This is a genomic window from Virgibacillus sp. NKC19-16 (assembly GCF_021560035.1).
Taxonomy (GTDB): Bacteria; Bacillota; Bacilli; order Bacillales; family Amphibacillaceae; genus Virgibacillus_L; species Virgibacillus_L salidurans.
In genome coordinates this window covers 1687059-1703404 of the sequence record NZ_CP074373.1, presented here as the reverse complement: position 1 = coordinate 1703404, position 16346 = coordinate 1687059, and the positions used below count along the sequence as shown (strand labels likewise).

The following is a 16346-nucleotide window of genomic DNA, read 5'->3' as shown; positions in this document are numbered from 1 at the left end:
TAAAAGCAAATTAGTTAACCATGGAAACGATTTTCTCTGCGCCATTTGCCATTGAACTAGCTGATGTAATATTTAATCCGGACTCATCCAGAATTTTTTTACCTAAATCTACATTTGTACCTTCTAGACGTACAACCAATGGAATTTCCAATCCTACTTCTTTCGTCGCTTCCACAACACCTTCAGCGATAACATCACACTTCATAATTCCACCAAAAATGTTAACAAAAATACCTTTTACATTCGAATCGGACAAGATGATCTTAAATGCCGCGGTTACTTTTTCAGCAGTTGCACCGCCCCCAACATCAAGGAAGTTAGCGGGATCGCCGCCATAATGCTTAATAATATCCATTGTAGACATAGCTAGTCCAGCACCATTAACCATACAACCAATATTTCCATCAAGGGAAATATAGCTTAGATCGTATTTTGATGCTTCGATTTCTTTTTCATCTTCTTCATCTAAATCACGTAATTCCTGAACATCTTTTTGTCGAAATAATGCATTATCATCAAAGTTTAATTTCGCATCTAATGCTAATACCTCACCATCGCCAGTCGTAACTAATGGATTAATTTCCGCTGTAGAGCAGTCTTTTTCAATAAATACATTATAAAGACTAGTCATGAATTTAACTGCTTTTCCTACTAATTCATCAGGAATATTAATGTTAAAAGCTAGTCTACGAGCTTGATAAGGTGACAGGCCGATAACTGGGTCGATTACTTCCTGGAAAATTTTCTCTGGGTTATCTTTAGCTACTTCTTCTATTTCCGTACCACCTTCTTCAGATGCCATTATGACAACACGTGAGGTTGTACGATCAAGAACAACACCTACATAATATTCTTTTTGAATATCGCTACCCTCTTCAATAAGTAAGCGTTTAACTTCTTTACCTTCAGGACCTGTTTGATGCGTTACTAATGTTTTGCCAAGAATTTCGTTTGCGTATGTACGCACTTCTTCTTTACTTTTTGCAATTTTCACTCCACCGGCTTTCCCTCGGCCTCCAGCGTGGATCTGCGCCTTAACTACGGTTACAGCACTTCCCAATTTTTCTGCAGCTTCAACAGCTTCATCTGCTGTGTATGCTACATGTCCATCAGGAACTTTTACACCAAATTCACGTAAAAGATCTTTGCCTTGATATTCATGAATATTCATTCTTCATCCTCCCATCAAAATTCACTGCATTTCCATTGTATTAAAAAACTACAAATTTCACAAGAATAAGCGAATTTTAGCAATGTGATTATATCTTATGTTATTTATTTCACCCTTTCAATGCTTTTATCTGCCTTATATACGAAAGCAAATACTTCTGCAACAGCTTGATATAATTCATCCGGAATCGTTTCATTTATATTTAATTCGGCTAAAACCTCAATTAAAGAGGGATCCTCCACGATAGGTACATTATTTTCCTTTGCTTTTTCAATTATGTTATTAGCTGTTAGCCCTTTTCCGGCTGCAGCAACAACAGGGGCGCTCTCAAGCTCGTGATCATAACGAAGTGCGGCAGCCTTTTTCCTTTTTTCTGTCATATTCGGTAATCAACTCCTTGATTAAAGGGTTCGGCATAAGTGTGAGATGCGCTCCTTTTTGGTTCATCTAACTGTTGTAAGGCTTTGAATGAGATGCTAGAAAGGTGATAATCCAACTTTCCTAACCCATCTATTAACATTGGCTTTAAGGACACGAAATGCTCTTGTATTGTCTCAAAATCATTAAATATCGTGACAGCAACTGACCTTTTTTGTATGTTCATATCAATAATAGTTTTATTCAAATTGGAAAGATCTAAATAAAATAGTATTCGACAATAATCTGGGTTTATTTCACCACTTTCTGTTTTTCCGCCTTCAAAATCCAGTTCTAAATCATTTGCTATGCCAAGTCTAGCGCCGGGTATCACCAAGTGTGCCTTGAGATAATTATGAAACTCATTCACAGATTGCAGCTGCATGCCATTAATGAAATGAAGTAGCTGCTGGGGGCGACCATGCAAAGCTCCATCACCTTCATGTAATAATTGCATTAACATTGCCTTTATCGTAACAGATTGCTGCTGTATATTAGCATTTAATAGCTGATTCTCATATGTTAATCCTGTAAAAAGCAATGTCTGATTAATAGTTGTTAACAATTGATCACGTGGAGAAGCCAGCATAAACGCTTTATCTTGATTGCTTAAGAGATGCTCAACCATCTGGTTTAATCGATTCTTGAGTTGGGTTTGATTTGTATCCTGTTGTAAGGCTTGTAATAACGCCTTCATTTGTTCTGAAAAACCATAAGTATTTTTCATCGATAGTGCTTGTTTGATGGAATCTGTAATTGGTAGTTTATCAGCAATCATATTTTTTAAAATTTCCTGCGTGTGTTCTTTATTTTGCGAACTATTTAAAAGTTGAAATGCCTGCAATAACTGGTTTTTATCAAAAGGAATATTCTCATGAATAAGTGTCTGGACAAAAGCTGTATTGGCCTTAGATACTTTTAATCCCAGTTGGTGCAAGAGTTGTGTGACATTCTCCTGGGTTCGATTTTTCAACTGCTCTCCTAATACTTTCAGATGAATAGCGTTGTCTTTTGTTCGTACTTGAAAATGATACTTTTCACCTGTTGATAAAGCGGCTTCCAATTGTGCGACCATTCTTTGTGAACCTAGCTGTAGTTGTGCTTTATTATCAGGATAAAGTTTCACAATCTTACCTTGTATAATTTGTCCAGACCGAAGTACTTGTTGTGTATGATTCATGTTAGTGGAACGATTTAGGGCAACCTGATGAACACTCATATAGACCCCCCGTACTAGTGGTAAGTTGCGTTACGTACTGGTGAAAATGATTTTCTGTGATATGGCGTAACCCCGCATGTCATTAAATTATCTATGTGATATTTCGTGCCATACCCCATATTCGATTCAAATCCGTACATAGGATATTCATTATGTATTTTCTTCATAATTCGATCACGGCTAACCTTTGCTAACACGCTTGCTGCAGCAATGGAAATACTTTTCATATCTCCTTTGGTAATAGCTTCAGAGGTACACGTGAGACCCTTAAGATTCACTGCATCAATTAATATGTGATTTGGTTTTGGACTTAGCTGATTTATCGCATCATGCATAGCCAATTTGGTGGCTTCAAATATATTGATTTCGTCTATTTTTTGGCTGCTGATAATCGACACACCATAACTAATTGCTTGCTCTTTAATAATGCGGAAGAAATGATTTCTTGCCTGTTCACTTAACTGCTTCGAATCATTTAAACCAAGCAATTTAAAGTCCCTTGGTAAAATAACAGCTGCTGCAACAACCGGCCCTGCAAGTGGACCTCTACCAGCTTCATCAATACCCGCTATGTATTCATGACCATTTGCGTAGGCGCGAGATTCAAATACTGACATTTCAATAAATGTTTTTTCTGCCATTTCTTCTTTATATTTCTTTTTTTCGTAAGATTTAATTAACTGCTGTACACCTTTTCGGTCATCCGTTTTTAAATGACTGATTAATTCCTCACTTATTTCTCCTGATTCGAATAACTGCTTTAAAGCGGTAATTGATTTTTTATCCATCGTGACACCTGTCTCTCTATCTATATCGACTTATATATACTTTTTGTTAACATAGGAAGCAGCTGATTGTTACGGGGATTCAAGTGTGATTGCACCTAGTCTACCTGTACGGAGATCACCCAGCACAATATCAGAAACTTTTTCAAAATTTACTTCTCCACCACTTTCCAATGCTCCCCGCTGTTTCCCAATAGCTGTAAATATCTCCCACATATCTTCCATATCTCGATTAATAGCATAACGCTCTTCAACCAAATCGGGGTATTGTTCCTGCATATATTGAATGACAAATGCTGTAATATCCTGGAGGGAAAGGAGCTTATCCTTTATCGTACCGATTGCAGCTAATCGATACCCCACCATTTCGTCTTCAAATTTAGGCCATAGAATTCCTGGTGTATCAAGCAGTTCAAAATCCTTCTTCACTTTAATCCAGAGTTGCTGTTTTGTAACACCAGGTATGTCCCCTGTTTTCGCAATTTTTTTGTTCGCGAGACGATTAATCAATGTGGACTTTCCAACATTCGGAATGCCAATAATCATCGCCCGAGAAGGCCGAGGGTTAATCCCCTTTTTTTTCAGTTTTTCCATTTTTTCCTGGCCCAGTTCTTTCGCTAATTGAATAATACGATTTATATCTGCTTTATCATTTACATCTATAGCAAGGGTTCTAACATCATTCTCCTTGAAATGCTTTATCCACTTTTCAGTTTCCCGGTCATCTGCTAAATCTTTCTTCATTAATACAATCATTTTTGGTTTGTTTTGCAGGACTTGCTGAAGCATTGGATTTTGTGATGATAATGGCGCCCTTGCATCAACCAATTCCATGACAAAATCTACAAGCTTTAACTTTTCTTCTACTTCCCGCCTTGCTTTTGCCATATGTCCCGGAAACCACTGTATTGTCATATTCATCCTACTCTCCTACGATTTGTATTCGATCCAATGGCCAATAAATTAAATTTGTCTTACCAACAATTTCATCCATGGAAATAACACCTAGCATACGACTATCCGTTGAATTCCTTCGATTATCGCCTAAAACAAGCACATATCCTTCTGGTATACGCCCGTAACCACCTGGGAGATTTTCTAATACAAAATCGTTTGTATGCTGCTGATATAAGCCATTTTGTTTTGTTATAAATGGTTCTTCAACTGCTTCTCCATTAATGTACAGGACATTATTTTCATATGCAACATGCTCACCAGGCAAACCAATAATCCGTTTTATAAAATCCCTTTGTGTAGAAGCATGAAAAACAACGATATCAAATCGCTCTGGTTCTTTGATTTGATAAATAAACTTATTCACAATCATTTGATCCTTATCCTGCAATGTTGGCAGCATGGATGGACCATCAACAACAATTGGTGCAAAAAAGAACATTCGAATAATAAAAGCAAGCGCAAAAGCAATCAATAACGCTTTTATCCAATCGAACCATTCACTTTTTTGTTTAGCCATGAACTCCCCTCCGACAACATCACTATGTATCTATAGTATTATTGTAAGCTTCATTTATTATAACATTCCTTTTTTGGCAGATAAGAAAGAATAAAATACTTTCTTACTGCATAAGTGCTGGCTTTGGTTGTCAACCAAAAGCTTGGTGAGTTTTCTAATACTGGTAATGTGAATTAAAAAAGGAGCTAGTGCGCATTGCCAAGCTCCTTTTAAAAAATACTCTTATCCAGTTTTGAAAATGCATAGGTATGCTAAATAGATACATTCCATTTTCATTATCTGCGTTCTTTAATACGTGCTGCTTTACCGCGTAAATTACGAAGATAATATAACTTCGCACGACGTACAATACCACGACGGGAAACTTCGATTTTATCGATTCGTGGTGAATGTAATGGGAAAGTACGTTCAACACCTACACCGTAAGAAATCTTTCTTACTGTAAATGTTTCACTGATTCCACCATTTTGGCGTTTAATTACAACACCTTCGAACACCTGAATACGCTCACGACTTCCCTCAACAACCTTCACGTGAACTTTTAGCGTGTCACCTGGGCGGAAATCAGGATGATCAGTGCGTAGCTGATCTTTTGTGATGTCTGCAATAAGTTTTTGCATCCTGCTTCACTCCTTCCAAACCAATGCTCATGTCTCGCTAAGGAGCAGCGGAACATCGTTTATACGACTTAAATATTAATTTAAGCACAACAGTTAATATACCATAAGACATAAGAGAGTTCAACTGTATTTTTAAGGCAATCTATAATTTTTCATTATTTTTAATAGCATTTATTATATTTTCCTCTGTTTCTGATAATGCACCGTTATCTATTAAATCACTTCGTCGCTCGTAAGTTCTTTTAAGCGATTCACGCTTTCGCCACATGGCAATATTCGCATGATTACCGGATAGCAACACCTCCGGGACAGTCATTCCACGAAAGTCAGCTGGCCTGGTGTAATGTGGATGCTCTAATAATCCAGTTGAAAAGGAGTCATCCGGTGCTGATTCCGTATTTCCTAGAACATCCGGCAGCAGGCGAACAACACTATCAACAACCACCATCGCACCAAGCTCCCCACCTGTTAAGACATAATCTCCGATAGATATTTCATCTGTAGCAAGATGTTCTCTGATTCGCTCATCATAGCCTTCATAATGTCCACAAATAAATACGAGGTGCTCAATGCGGGCTAATTCTTCCGCTTTTTGTTGCGTATACGGCTCGCCTTGTGGGCTCATGAGAACAATCCGAGGAGGGGGCTCTTTTTCTTTTGTTACAGCTTCTACTGCATCAAAGATAGGTTGTGGGGTCAATACCATACCAGCTCCTCCGCCATATGGATAATCATCCACTTTCTGATGCTTATTTTCACTGTAGTCTCGAAAATTAACCAGATTATAGCTGAACTTTTCTTTATCCCGGGCTTTTTTAAGCATAGAGGAATTGAAGACACCTGTAATCATTTCCGGAAATAAGGTTAATATATCAATATGCATTAGTCCAGCAATCCTTCCATTGGTTCAATAACAACTTTTTTGGCATCTATATCAATTTCAGTCACGACTTCGCTTATATAAGGTATTAATATATCCTTACCCTTTGGCTGCTTTACCACCCATACATCATTGGCGCCAGGGGACAAAATCTCTTTAATTTTCCCCAATTTTTCTCCGCTATCTGTATAAATATCACAACCGATTATTTCATGGTAATAAAATTCACCCTCGTCCAAATCAGTCAACTGATCTTCTGTGATTTTTAACTGTGCTCCCTTTAAATGCTCTACATCATTAATGTTATCAAAACCTTCAAAAATGATTAGATCAAATCCCTTATGTATGCGATGTGCAGCAATAACCAATTCGATCAATTTTTCATCTTCTTTAACAGCATACACTGTTTCCCCAACAGCAAACCGTTCTTCAAAATCAGTGATACGCATTACTTTGACTTCTCCACGCGTTCCATGTGTATTTATGATTTTTCCAATATTAAACATGTTCTCGGTCATTTTACCACCTGCTAATTATCAACTCGAATTACGATATCGTCTTTGATGACAATCGCTCTTTCTCCCATAATTTCGTCCCAATGTGATCCAACACCCACTTCAACAAGAGCTTCAACTTCTTTTTCAATAATTTCACTACCCAGTTCTAGCATGTCTAGCTGCTCGATTTTAAAATCAGCTAATTTGATTTTCTCTTTTCTATTATTGATTTCCTGCTGAAAACGATGAGCGATATCCTGTTTGGAGACACCTGCTTTATGTTCCAGTTTCCGTTGTTCAAAGCGCAATTGTTGACACTCTTGTTCAAGCCGCATTTTAGATTCATGAAAACTTTTCTGTAATTTTTCTTTACTTTTCTCTGTGACAATTTGTTTGATTAGGACATTCTTTATTATTTTCACTATTTTCCCCTCACTCTCACAAATGCCTTAAAATTTGCCTTCCTTGATGTTTATGTATAAAAGGGAAGAGGTGAGGCCTCTTCCCCTTACATAATATCTAAATAAATTCGCTTTTCTGCATCCGTTTTTGCCGCATATACGACTGTGCGCATTGCTTTTGCAATACGTCCATTTTTACCAATCACCTTACCAACATCGTCTTGATTCACAGTAAGATGATATATGATCTTCGTATCTTCCTCTGTTTCGGTCACGACGATGTCTTGGGGTGATCAACTAAAGACGTAACAATAGATTCAATTAGGGCTTTCATGATATCACACCACTTTACGATTGATTTTTTCGATCGTGAAATTTCTTCATGATGCCTTCTTTTGAGAAAAGATTTCGTACAGTATCGCTTGGTTTTGCACCATTTGCCATCCAATCAAGAGCTTTTTCTTCATCTATTTTAACTTCAATTGGATTAACTACAGGGTTATATGTTCCAATTTGTTCAATAGAACGTCCATCACGAGGAGAACGTGAATCAGCTACAATAATACGATAAAATGGATTCCTTTTGGATCCCATACGTTTCAAACGAATTTTAACAGCCATTTCTTACACCTCCAATAAAAATGTATTACACAATTTTAGATTCTAACAGAAAACAAATAGTCTGTAAAGGGTTTTTCCATTACATGCTATGAAGTATATAAACATGGCTACATACCTTTAATTACAGAATTAGCCACGTCCAGCTCCAGCGCCCAGCGACTAATGAACTTCCCTCACCTCCGTCCGATAAAGAGGACTTGCCGATTGGCTTTGCCAGAGGCTTAGTCGCGCTTATACCCTTGCGGTGAAAGTCAACATCGATTCGCTAGACTTAAGGAAGGCCGACTAAATACGGCCTCCCGCGCAAACGTCGGCATACCCCTTTTTACAGGGGCATGTTCCCTTTATCTCCTACGGCAGTGGAAGTTCAACTAAAAACGCCACTTTGCGTGGCAACGTTGAACCACCTGCGATGCGCGGGCGCAGTCCATACGTCGCTAACCGGGCGCTTCCGCTTTTGTCTATTACATGAATGGAAGGTTCATTCCCTTGCCTTTTTTCCCTTTTTTCTGCGTGTTGGTCATTTGCTTCATCATTTTCTTCATTTCTTCAAATTGTTTTAACAATCGATTCACCTGCGAAACAGAAGTTCCTGAACCTTTCGCAATACGCTTTTTGCGGCTTGCGTTCATAATGCCTGGTTCTTGTCGTTCTTTCTTAGTCATCGATTGAATAATAGCCTCTACATGTACGAGCTGCTTTTCATCAAATTGTGCATTTTTTAATCCTTTCATTTTACCGGATCCAGGGATCATGGCCATTAAATCATCTAATGGCCCCATGTTTTTCACTTGTCCCATTTGTTCCAGAAAATCATCAAAGGTAAACGACATGTTGCGCATTTTGCCTTCCAATTCTTTTGCTTGCTTTTCATCGACATTCGTCTCGGCTTTTTCAATTAGCGAAAGAACGTCACCCATACCAAGAATTCTGGACGCCATACGATCCGGATGGAAAGCTTCGAGCTCATCCAATTTTTCACCCATACCAGCAAATTTAATCGGCTTATCTGTAACAGCTTTAATGGACAGGGCTGCACCACCGCGTGTATCACCATCAAGTTTCGTTAATACAACACCGGAAATATCCAATTGTTCGTTGAAACTCTCTGCAACATTTATTGCATCCTGACCTGTCATCGAATCAACTACTAATAAAATTTCATCCGGATTTACATTGGATTTAATCTGCTGCAATTCATCCATCAGTTCATTATCAACATGCAAGCGTCCTGCAGTATCAATGATTACATAATCATTATGTTCCGCTTTTGCTTGTTCAATTGCCTGATTTGCAATATCAACCGGCTTAGCATCCGTCCCCATTGAAAAAACAGGCATATCAATTTGTTCACCCAGTGTTTCTAATTGGTCAATCGCTGCAGGTCGATATATATCACCAGCGACAAGTAATGGCGAGCGATTATGTTTTTTTCGCAAATGATTAGCCAACTTGCCTGTCGTTGTCGTTTTACCCGCACCCTGCAGGCCAACCATCATAATAACGGTTGGCGAACGATCAGCGACGGCAATTTTGCTTTGCTCTCCGCCCATAAGCGTGGTTAATTCTTCTCTTACAACTTTGATAACTTGCTGGCCAGGCGTGAGACTTTCCATTACTTCCTGTCCAACAGCGCGTTCCTTTATGCGATTAATTAAATCTTTTACCACTTTAAAGTTAACATCAGCTTCAAGTAAGGCAAGACGAACTTCACGCGCCATTTCTTTTACGTCCTGTTCACTAACCTTCCCCTTACCCGTTATTTTTTTAATCGTACCTTGTAGGCGATCAGCTAGTCCTTCAAATGCCATAGAAGGTGTCCTCCTAATCTAATTCTTTTAGTTGGTTTATCATATTCAACAAGTTGTTCTCGTTCTCAGGAACTGATTGCTCCATTTTTTCAATAAGGGTAGCACGTTGTATGAATTTCTCGTATAAATGCAATTTCTCTTCATAGGATTCAAGCATTTTTTCTGTTCTTCTAATATTATCATATACCGCTTGTCGTGAAACTAGAGACAAATCGGAAATTTCACCCAGTGAATAATCCTCTACAAAATACATTTCCATATAATCACGCTGTTTGGGTGTCAGCAAGCTTTGGTAAAAGTCAAATAAATAATTAATGCGCGTGGTTTTCTCCAGCAATCCATCCACCCCTTGTTAAGTGAAAATCCTTTACAATAAATAATAACGGGGAAACACCCCCATTGTCAAGGAGTATTCTACTCTTGTTCTTCTAAGATATCGGCAAATAACCCATATACAAAGGCATGTGCATTAAATTCCTGCAAATCCTCTACTTGCTCGCCAAGTCCGACGAATTTCACCGGGATTTTTAATTCATTTCGAATTGCCAATACAATTCCGCCTTTGGCAGTTCCATCTAATTTTGTCAAAATTATCCCTGAGACATTTGTAGCATCAGAAAATGTTTTTGCCTGACTTAATGCGTTTTGTCCTGTTGTTGCGTCGAGTACAAGTAACACTTCATGCGGCGCACCTGGTATTTCTCGTTCAATAACGCGTTTCACTTTAGAAAGTTCATTCATTAAATTGACTTTGTTCTGCAATCTGCCTGCCGTATCACAAATGAGTACATCTGCATTTCGTGATTTAGCAGCCTTTATCCCGTCAAATATTACTGCTGCAGGATCACTGCCGGCATTTTGCTTAATTACGTCAACATCTGCACGCCCGCCCCATATTTCAAGTTGTTCAATAGCCCCTGCCCGGAATGTATCACCTGCAGCCAACACAACTCGCTTTCCTTCTTGTTTCAATTGATGTGCCAGTTTCCCTATAGAGGTCGTTTTTCCTACACCATTAACACCAACAACCAATATAACAGATAATTCCTTTTCCTGAATGTTTAGTTCCTCTATTTGTTCATCATCACCACCATAATAGATATCAACCAGTTTTTCCGAGATTACATCCTTAACCTCTTTGGTTTCTTTTATGTTTTGACGTTTAACTTCCATTTTTAATTCCTCAATTAAATCCATAACAGTAGTAACACCAACATCAGCAGATATCAGTACTTCCTCCAGCTCTTCAAAAAAATCCTCGTCAACTTTACGATAACGTGCAATCAAATCATTGATTTTTCCTGAAAATGAATTCCGGCTTTTTTTCATGCCTTCTTTATATTTTTTGGAGACTTTCTCAGCCTCCTCATTTTGTTTAAATTTGTTTTTAAATTTCTTCATGAAACTCATTGTACGAAAACTCCCTTCTTAGGATTGGATTAACTCTTTTGTTTCTTCCAAACGAACAGAAACCAATCGTGATACTCCTGCTTCCTGCATGGTAACACCATATAAAACGTCCGCTTCTTCCATTGTGCCTTTTCGATGGGTAATCACAATAAACTGGGTTTTTTCACTATGCATTCTAACATATTTGGCAAATCGGCTAATATTCGCTTCATCAAGCGCTGATTCTACTTCATCCAGCACACAAAAGGGTACAGGACGGACACGTAGTATTGAAAATAATAAAGCTATCGCTGTTAAAGCCCGTTCCCCACCAGAAAGTAAACCTAAATGCTGCAGTTTTTTTCCGGGTGGTTGTGCAACAATATCCACACCAGTATCCAAAAGGTTCTTGGGATCGGTTAATTGTAAATCAGCATGTCCTCCGCCAAATAATTGTTGAAACACGACTTGAAATTCTTCTTTTATTTGAGTGAAGGTTACATCGAATAGTTTTTGCATCTCATCATCCATTTCAGCAATAACAGTATATAGCGTTTCTTTTGCTTGAATGAGGTCGTTTTTTTGTTCATTTAAAAAGGTATAACGTTCTAAAACACGTTCATATTCATCAATTGCACCTAAATTAATGGCTCCCAGTTGATCGATGCTTTGTTTCAGCTGTTTGACGATGGTCCTTGTTTCTTCCATATTATCCGTTTTATCATACGTTTGTTTTGCCTTTTCATAAGTAATGGTGTATTCAGTTTGCAAGTGAGACAAATGATTTTCGAGCTCAACATCAAGCCGATTGGCGTTGACTTCCTTTTGTTGAATGGATTGCACAAATTCTTGATGTTTCCTGTTTTCTTCCTTTAATTCTCTTTCCTGATCCTGCGTGAATTGTGTAAGTTCCAATCGCTTAGAGCGTTTCGCTTGAATGGTGTTGGTTGCCTTTGTTTTCTCCTCTGTTTTAGACAGAATGTTATGTTCAATCTCCTCTTCTGTTTCTTCCGTTTCATTAACTTCTATAAGCTGATTTAAGTCAGAAGTATAGCTCTTGTGTTTCATCTCTAGTTCTGTCAATTGGTTTTGAAGCGTATTTGTTTTTTCGCTTTGATTTTTCACGCGTTCTTCCTGTTCAGCCAGGATAACTTGATGGCGATGTAAATCGTTTTGCAGCAGTTCCTGATTTTCTTTAAATGTCGCTTCCTCATTTGTTAACGTATCGATTTCTTCTTTTATTAAAAGTAACTTTTGATTGATGCCCCTTAAATCCTGATCCAACTGCTCATCTCGGAACTTTATTTCTTCTATATCTTGATCATATTGCCGATTTTCCTGATCATATATTCCGAGATTATCATTCAGTGATTCCTTTTTCATTTCCAATTCTTTAGATTTTGATCGTAATTCCTCCAAACTGCGCTGTACGGAAATAATCGTTTGCTCTTCTGTTTCCAATCTTTTTTCCTTTTCAGCAATTTGATGTTTCTGATCATCCACCTTAGATTCAACTATTGTAGTTTTTTTCATAAATGCGTTAAGCTTTTCCGTTATTTCTTGTAAATCCTTTTCCCTTGTAAACAAGGATTGATTTGTTTTCTTTTGTGCACCACCGGACATTGCCCCACCTGGGTTTACAACATCTCCTTCGAGTGTCACTATTCGGTATCGCCTCATGGCAAGTTTTGCAATTTCATTTGCATCCTTCAATGTACCTGCAATCACTACATGACCCATTAAATGATTTACAGCTGTCTGATAGTTTGCTTCTGTTCGCACTAAATCTGCAGCAATACCAATAAAGCCTTGATGATTTTGTATTTTATTTAAAATATCTTTGGTTATAAATCGTTCTTTAATTGATCGAAGTGGCAAAAACGTTGCACGGCCATTATTTGTTTTCTTTAAGTACGAAATTGCGGCCCGTGCCGCGGTATCATCGTTGACGATGATATGCTGTGCCTGTCCGCCTAAGACAGTTTCAATAGCGGTAATATAATTTTTAGGGACATCAATTAATTCAATTACCGCACCATGGATATGAGATAAATCCTTTTCTTCCCGTGCCTTCAGCACTGCTTTTACCCCTTGGAAAAAGCCTTGGAAATCCTCTTTCATTTCCTCTAGCATTTCTTTTTTGGATCTTAACTTTTCAATGTGCTGATAGCCTTGATACAGCTTCGTCTGGGATTCCTGAAAAGATTCTCGTTCCTGTTCTAAATCTTTTTTTAATTGCTTGATTAGAGTGTCTTTTTCATTATATCGCTTTTCCTGTGTAGTAAAATCAGCCTTCGTTTTAGTTAAGAATTCATTTAATTTGCTCCGTGTCGCAACAAGATCTTGAAATTTGGTTTCCTGATTTTCCTTTTTATTGGTTATTTGCTGTAATTGCTGCTGGATTGATTGTTTCTCATTTCGCTTAGCCGCCTGGCTATTTAAGTATTCAATATATTCGGATCTCATTTCTTCGATTTTTTCGATAATATTTTCTTTGTCGATGCTAAGCTTTTCTTCTACCTGCTTTGCATGCTGCTTCGTTTTTTGTTTCATCGCTTGCAACTCGTGCAGCTGTTTTTTTTCCTTGGATAGTTCTTCTTTTAATTCATCCATTTGGGTTATTGTTTCATGCTTTTGTGCCTCAAGTTTTTGTTTGTTTTCTGTAAAATGCTTTGTTCGTTCATGTAGCAGTTGTTTCTTTCCTTCAAATTGTTCGAGTTCCTGTGTTATTGTTAATAAACTTGCCTGTAATCCCTCAATGGCCTCGTCTATTTTCTGTATTTCCTGACGCTCTTTTTCTAATTCTGCTTGCTTTTGTTGAATAAACGTCTTCAGATTAATTTCATTCTCTTTTTCTTTCTCTAATTTCTTCAAAACATGTTGCCATTGATTATAGAGTTCTTCAATTTCAGTTATAAGAAGTGTTATTTCATTTTGCTTCAATTTTTCTTTTAGGTCGTTATATTTTTTTGCCGTTTCTGCCTGTTGTTCCAATGGATCAATTTGCTGCTGTATTTCATGGATAATATCTTCCACTCGATTTAAATTTTCCTGTGTTTCTTCAAGTTTATGTTCCGATTTCTTTTTTCGTTGTTTATATTTTAAAACGCCAGCTGCCTCTTCAAAAATCGTGCGCCTTTCCTCTGCTTTTGAACTTAAAATTTCTTCCACTTTCCCCTGGCTGATAATAGAAAAGGCTTCACGGCCGAGTCCTGAATCCATAAATAAATCTACAATATCCTTTAATCTACATAGTTGTTTATTAATATAAAATTCACTATCTCCTGAACGATAAACGCGTCTGGTTACACTCACTTCTTCATAATCCAGTGCCAGTGTCTGATCCTGATTATCAAGCACTAAGGTAACCTCTGCTACATTTAACGGCTTTCTAGTATCACTGCCCTGGAATATAATATCTTCCATTTTCGCGCCACGTAATGACTTTATGGATTGTTCGCCAAGCACCCAACGGATGGCATCCGTTATATTACTCTTACCACTGCCATTTGGGCCTACAACTGCTGTAACACCTGGAACAAATTCCACATTAATTCTATGAGCAAATGATTTGAAACCCACACTTTCCAGCCGTTTTAAAAACATATACATTCTCCTATTAGAAAAGAACTGACAATATGTACGTTCTCTTTTAAATTTAAGTAAAAAATCATTTAAAAATCATTGGTTTTTTATCGCATTTATTTTATCATAAAGAGAGGAACAAAAGAAGAGGAGAACCGTTACAATACAATCTGATTCAGTGCATTCATAAAAAATAAAGAGGTGAAAACATGAATTTAGAGTATCCATCAGAGGAAAATTTAAAGTATTTACTTGATGCATTAGCTGATCATTTAGGGGTTGTTAACCGTAAGATTATGGATCCGGATGACTATGATTTAGATAAATACGATGATTTGAAGCTTATGTATGATATGGTTACACAAAAAGCCAACCTAAGTGCAGCTGAAAAACAAGCATTTATAGAGGAATTGCGATCCGTTAGAAAAAGTTGAAATGCTACATATAATAAGGCTGTGCATGCACAGCCTTATACTCATGAAAATTTATCAAGCGCTGCCTTTGCTGCGCGTTGTTCTGCTTCTTTTTTAGTTCGCCCTACACCGGATCCGGCAATGTCACCTTTAATGATTACTTGAATAACGAACTCCTTATCATGGGAGGGACCTTTTTCTTCAACAATTTTATATTCAATGGTCTGATTTTTATATTGCTGAACTAATTCCTGCAGCTGACTTTTATAATCCATCGCATGCGAAAAAGCACCTGTGGTTATTTTCGGAATAACATGTTCTTCTATAAAAGCTAAAACTTTATCAAATCCATGCTCTAAATATAATGCTCCCAGAAATGCTTCAAATACATCTGCCAGTAAAGCGGGGCGATCACGTCCGCCTGTTTGTTCTTCCCCTTTTCCGAGCAAAATATAATCACCAAACTGTAGATCACGTGCAAAATTAACCAGGGATGGCTCACAAACAATCGATGCACGTAATTTCGTCATTTCTCCTTCAGGCATATTTTTATTTTCTCGATATAAATACTGGGAAATACCTAATTCCAATACAGCGTCACCTAAAAACTCCAATCGCTCATTATCCGAAAATGATTCTCCACGATGCTCATTCACATAAGATGAATGTGTAAAAGCTTGCCTTAACAAATTCTTATCACTAAATGTGATGTCGAGTTGTTTTTCTAACTCCGTAACATTCATACCGAACTTTCACCTCTATTTCGGGGATATACTGAAAGCCCCGCAAACGCGGGACTTTCTATTTCGCTAGGATTGTAAACTATTTATGTAGTTTACAGCATCACCAACAGTATTTATTTTTTCAGCTTCTTCATCTGCAATTTCCATATCAAATTCATCTTCAAATTCCATGACAAGCTCCACCACATCTAAAGAATCTGCCTCAAGGTCATCTTTAAAAGATGCTTCCATGGTTACTTTAGAATCATCTACATCAAGATTATCAATGATAATAGCTTTTACACGATCAAACACATCTGCCACTGACTTCACCTCCTTTC

General features: G+C 37.6%; 18 protein-coding genes and 1 pseudogene. 1 reads left to right on the top strand and 18 read right to left on the bottom strand.

Features of this window, described 5'->3' with window-relative positions; all coding sequences use genetic code 11:
- Nucleotides 1–10: 10 nt before the first annotated feature.
- From sucC to smc, 16 genes and pseudogenes are all read right to left on the bottom strand, one after another.
- On the bottom strand, nucleotides 11–1171 hold the full coding sequence (sucC, locus tag KFZ58_RS08770) for an ADP-forming succinate--CoA ligase subunit beta (protein WP_235794422.1): 1161 nt from the start codon (nucleotides 1169–1171) through the stop codon (nucleotides 11–13).
- A gap of 104 nt (nucleotides 1172–1275) precedes the next feature.
- Nucleotides 1276–1551 carry an EscU/YscU/HrcU family type III secretion system export apparatus switch protein gene (locus tag KFZ58_RS08765; RefSeq protein ID WP_235794421.1) on the bottom strand — a complete coding sequence of 92 codons (276 nt, stop codon included), beginning with the start codon at nucleotides 1549–1551 and terminating at the stop codon, nucleotides 1276–1278.
- The gene (locus tag KFZ58_RS08760; protein ID WP_235794420.1) at nucleotides 1548–2807 is read right to left on the bottom strand and encodes a TP0910 N-terminal domain-containing protein; all 1260 of its coding nucleotides are present in this window, start codon (nucleotides 2805–2807) and stop codon (nucleotides 1548–1550) included. The genes KFZ58_RS08765 and KFZ58_RS08760 overlap by 4 nt, the downstream gene beginning before the upstream one ends.
- Before the next feature lie 14 nt (nucleotides 2808–2821).
- A complete protein-coding gene (gene rnhB / locus KFZ58_RS08755) occupies nucleotides 2822–3595 on the bottom strand; it encodes a ribonuclease HII (RefSeq protein ID WP_235794419.1) in 774 nt (257 codons plus the stop codon).
- A 69-nt stretch (nucleotides 3596–3664) separates the two neighbouring features.
- On the bottom strand, nucleotides 3665–4507 hold the full coding sequence (gene ylqF, locus KFZ58_RS08750) for a ribosome biogenesis GTPase YlqF (RefSeq protein WP_235794708.1): 843 nt from the start codon (nucleotides 4505–4507) through the stop codon (nucleotides 3665–3667).
- A 7-nt stretch (nucleotides 4508–4514) separates the two neighbouring features.
- Nucleotides 4515–5066: a signal peptidase I gene (lepB, locus tag KFZ58_RS08745; protein ID WP_235794418.1), complete on the bottom strand. Its 552-nt coding sequence runs from the start codon at nucleotides 5064–5066 to the stop codon at nucleotides 4515–4517.
- 275 nt (nucleotides 5067–5341) lie between these two features.
- Complete coding sequence (gene rplS, locus KFZ58_RS08740; RefSeq protein WP_222642063.1) at nucleotides 5342–5686, bottom strand: 50S ribosomal protein L19; 345 nt, start codon at nucleotides 5684–5686, stop codon at nucleotides 5342–5344.
- 142 nt (nucleotides 5687–5828) lie between these two features.
- A complete protein-coding gene (trmD, locus tag KFZ58_RS08735; protein WP_235794417.1) occupies nucleotides 5829–6569 on the bottom strand; it encodes a tRNA (guanosine(37)-N1)-methyltransferase TrmD in 741 nt (246 codons plus the stop codon).
- Nucleotides 6569–7084: a ribosome maturation factor RimM gene (rimM, locus tag KFZ58_RS08730; protein ID WP_235794416.1), complete on the bottom strand. Its 516-nt coding sequence runs from the start codon at nucleotides 7082–7084 to the stop codon at nucleotides 6569–6571. The genes trmD and rimM overlap by 1 nt, the downstream gene beginning before the upstream one ends.
- Before the next feature lie 11 nt (nucleotides 7085–7095).
- Entirely contained in the window at nucleotides 7096–7485 is a 390-nt protein-coding gene (locus KFZ58_RS08725; RefSeq protein WP_235794415.1) for a YlqD family protein, read from the bottom strand.
- A gap of 86 nt (nucleotides 7486–7571) precedes the next feature.
- Nucleotides 7572–7798, bottom strand: a pseudogene (locus tag KFZ58_RS08720) (KH domain-containing protein).
- 14 nt (nucleotides 7799–7812) lie between these two features.
- Complete coding sequence (gene rpsP, locus KFZ58_RS08715) at nucleotides 7813–8085, bottom strand: 30S ribosomal protein S16 (RefSeq protein WP_235794414.1); 273 nt, start codon at nucleotides 8083–8085, stop codon at nucleotides 7813–7815.
- A gap of 464 nt (nucleotides 8086–8549) precedes the next feature.
- On the bottom strand, nucleotides 8550–9896 hold the full coding sequence (gene ffh, locus KFZ58_RS08710; RefSeq protein ID WP_235794413.1) for a signal recognition particle protein: 1347 nt from the start codon (nucleotides 9894–9896) through the stop codon (nucleotides 8550–8552).
- 13 nt (nucleotides 9897–9909) lie between these two features.
- Complete coding sequence (locus KFZ58_RS08705; protein WP_235794412.1) at nucleotides 9910–10233, bottom strand: putative DNA-binding protein; 324 nt, start codon at nucleotides 10231–10233, stop codon at nucleotides 9910–9912.
- A 77-nt stretch (nucleotides 10234–10310) separates the two neighbouring features.
- Nucleotides 10311–11306: a signal recognition particle-docking protein FtsY gene (gene ftsY, locus KFZ58_RS08700; protein WP_235794411.1), complete on the bottom strand. Its 996-nt coding sequence runs from the start codon at nucleotides 11304–11306 to the stop codon at nucleotides 10311–10313.
- An 18-nt stretch (nucleotides 11307–11324) separates the two neighbouring features.
- Nucleotides 11325–14891, bottom strand: a complete 3567-nt coding sequence (gene smc, locus KFZ58_RS08695) for a chromosome segregation protein SMC (protein WP_235794410.1) — start codon at nucleotides 14889–14891, stop codon at nucleotides 11325–11327.
- A 188-nt stretch (nucleotides 14892–15079) separates the two neighbouring features.
- On the opposite strand from smc, the gene KFZ58_RS08690 reads away from it, so the two are divergent.
- Nucleotides 15080–15304 (top strand): DUF1128 family protein, encoded by a 225-nt coding sequence (locus tag KFZ58_RS08690; protein ID WP_235794409.1) that lies wholly within the window; start codon nucleotides 15080–15082, stop codon nucleotides 15302–15304.
- 41 nt (nucleotides 15305–15345) lie between these two features.
- On the opposite strand, the gene rnc is transcribed toward KFZ58_RS08690, so the two are convergent.
- Both rnc and KFZ58_RS08680 read right to left on the bottom strand, forming a co-directional pair.
- Nucleotides 15346–16026, bottom strand: a complete 681-nt coding sequence (gene rnc / locus KFZ58_RS08685) for a ribonuclease III (RefSeq protein ID WP_235794408.1) — start codon at nucleotides 16024–16026, stop codon at nucleotides 15346–15348.
- A 66-nt stretch (nucleotides 16027–16092) separates the two neighbouring features.
- On the bottom strand, nucleotides 16093–16329 hold the full coding sequence (locus KFZ58_RS08680; RefSeq protein ID WP_235794407.1) for an acyl carrier protein: 237 nt from the start codon (nucleotides 16327–16329) through the stop codon (nucleotides 16093–16095).
- Between the last annotated feature and the right edge of the window lie 17 nt (nucleotides 16330–16346).

What these genes read in the sequence shown, in the direction of transcription:
- sucC (WP_235794422.1), bottom strand. Translation starts at nt 1,171, where the DNA reads ATGAATATTCATGAATATCAAGGCAAAGATCTTTTACGTGAATTTGGT.
- KFZ58_RS08765 (WP_235794421.1), bottom strand. Translation starts at nt 1,551, where the DNA reads ATGACAGAAAAAAGGAAAAAGGCTGCCGCACTTCGTTATGATCACGAG.
- KFZ58_RS08760 (WP_235794420.1), bottom strand. Translation starts at nt 2,807, where the DNA reads ATGAGTGTTCATCAGGTTGCCCTAAATCGTTCCACTAACATGAATCAT.
- rnhB (WP_235794419.1), bottom strand. Translation starts at nt 3,595, where the DNA reads ATGGATAAAAAATCAATTACCGCTTTAAAGCAGTTATTCGAATCAGGA.
- ylqF (WP_235794708.1), bottom strand. Translation starts at nt 4,507, where the DNA reads ATGACAATACAGTGGTTTCCGGGACATATGGCAAAAGCAAGGCGGGAA.
- lepB (WP_235794418.1), bottom strand. Translation starts at nt 5,066, where the DNA reads ATGGCTAAACAAAAAAGTGAATGGTTCGATTGGATAAAAGCGTTATTG.
- rplS (WP_222642063.1), bottom strand. Translation starts at nt 5,686, where the DNA reads ATGCAAAAACTTATTGCAGACATCACAAAAGATCAGCTACGCACTGAT.
- trmD (WP_235794417.1), bottom strand. Translation starts at nt 6,569, where the DNA reads ATGCATATTGATATATTAACCTTATTTCCGGAAATGATTACAGGTGTC.
- rimM (WP_235794416.1), bottom strand. Translation starts at nt 7,084, where the DNA reads ATGACCGAGAACATGTTTAATATTGGAAAAATCATAAATACACATGGA.
- rpsP (WP_235794414.1), bottom strand. Translation starts at nt 8,085, where the DNA reads ATGGCTGTTAAAATTCGTTTGAAACGTATGGGATCCAAAAGGAATCCA.
- ffh (WP_235794413.1), bottom strand. Translation starts at nt 9,896, where the DNA reads ATGGCATTTGAAGGACTAGCTGATCGCCTACAAGGTACGATTAAAAAA.
- ftsY (WP_235794411.1), bottom strand. Translation starts at nt 11,306, where the DNA reads ATGAGTTTCATGAAGAAATTTAAAAACAAATTTAAACAAAATGAGGAG.
- smc (WP_235794410.1), bottom strand. Translation starts at nt 14,891, where the DNA reads ATGTTTTTAAAACGGCTGGAAAGTGTGGGTTTCAAATCATTTGCTCAT.
- KFZ58_RS08690 (WP_235794409.1), top strand. Translation starts at nt 15,080, where the DNA reads ATGAATTTAGAGTATCCATCAGAGGAAAATTTAAAGTATTTACTTGAT.
- rnc (WP_235794408.1), bottom strand. Translation starts at nt 16,026, where the DNA reads ATGAATGTTACGGAGTTAGAAAAACAACTCGACATCACATTTAGTGAT.